The organism is Streptomyces sp. NPDC055239 (genome assembly GCF_053606205.1).
Window position 1 is genome coordinate 1 of sequence record NZ_JBSGRD010000038.1, and the last position, 1,683, is coordinate 1,683.

Annotated in this window: 1 protein-coding gene; it reads left to right on the top strand. The window is 64.1% G+C overall.

Annotation, left to right across the window (positions count from 1 at the left end; genetic code table 11):
• Positions 1-22 precede the first annotated feature (22 nt).
• A partial coding sequence (gene treS / locus ACWFRJ_RS44535) for a maltose alpha-D-glucosyltransferase (protein WP_453544817.1) occupies positions 23-1,683 on the top strand: 1,661 nt, incomplete at its 3' end.

A 1,683-nucleotide genomic window follows, 5' to 3' on the forward strand; every position in this document is an offset into this window, starting at 1 on the left:
TGATCGGAGGGTCACCCACATCATGATCATCAATGAGCCCGTCCAGGACACCTTCGAGGACACCCCCGCCAAGGACCGCGACCCCGAATGGTTCAAACGCGCCGTCTTCTACGAAGTCCTGGTCCGCTCCTTCCAGGACAGCAACGGCGACGGCATCGGCGACCTGAAAGGCATCACCGCCAAACTCGACTACCTGCAATGGCTCGGCGTCGACTGCCTCTGGCTGCCCCCCTTCTTCAAATCCCCCCTCCGCGACGGCGGCTACGACGTCGCCGACTACACCGCCGTCCTCCCCGAATTCGGCGACCTCGCCGACTTCGTCGAATTCGTCGACTCCGCCCACCAACGCGGCATGCGCGTCATCATCGACTTCGTCATGAACCACACCAGCGACCAACACCCCTGGTTCCAGGAATCACGCACCGACCCCCACGGCCCCTACGGCGACTACTACGTCTGGGCCGACGACGACAAGCAATACCAGGACGCCCGCATCATCTTCATCGACACCGAAGCCTCCAACTGGACCTACGACCCCGTCCGCCAGCAATACTTCTTCCACCGCTTCTTCTCCCACCAACCCGACCTCAACTACGAAAACCCCGCCGTCCAGGAAGAAATCATCTCCGCCCTACGCTTCTGGCTCGACCTCGGCATCGACGGCTTCCGCCTCGACGCCGTCCCCTACCTCTTCGCCGAAGAGGGCACCAACTGCGAAAACCTCCCCCGCTCCCACAACCTCCTCAAACGCGTCCGCGCCGAAATCGACACCCACTACCCCGACACCGTCCTGCTCGCCGAAGCCAACCAATGGCCCGAAGACGTCGTCGACTACTTCGGCGACTACACCGACGGCGGCGACGAATGCCACATGGCCTTCCACTTCCCCGTCATGCCCCGCATCTTCATGGCCGTCCGCCGCGAATCCCGCTACCCCGTCTCCGAAATCCTCGCCAAAACCCCCCACATCCCCGCCGGCTGCCAATGGGGCATCTTCCTGCGCAACCACGACGAACTCACCCTCGAAATGGTCACCGACGAAGAACGCGACTACATGTACGCGGAATACGCCAAAGACCCCCGCATGCGCGCCAACATCGGCATCCGCCGCCGCCTCGCCCCCCTCCTGGACAACGACCGCAACCAGATCGAACTCTTCACCGCCCTCCTCCTCTCCCTGCCCGGCAGCCCGATCCTCTACTACGGCGACGAAATCGGCATGGGCGACAACATCTGGCTCGGCGACCGCGACGCCGTGCGCACCCCCATGCAATGGACCCCCGACCGCAACGCCGGCTTCTCCTCCTGCGACCCCGGACGCCTCTACCTCCCCACGATCATGGACCCCGTCTACGGCTACCAGGTCACCAACGTCGAAGCCTCCATGTCCTCCCCCTCCTCCCTCCTGCACTGGACCCGCAGGATGATCGAAATCCGCAAACAGAACCCCGCCTTCGGCCTCGGCTCCTACACCGAACTCCCCTCCTCCAACCCGGCCGTGATCGCGTTCCTGCGCGAGTACAAGGACGACCTCGTGCTCTGCGTCCACAACTTCTCCCGCTTCGCCCAGCCCACCGAACTCGATCTCCAGACCTTCAACGGCCGCCACCCGGTCGAGCTGATCGGCGGAGTGCGCTTCCCGGCCATCGGCGAACTGCCCTACCTGCTCACCCTGGCCGGACA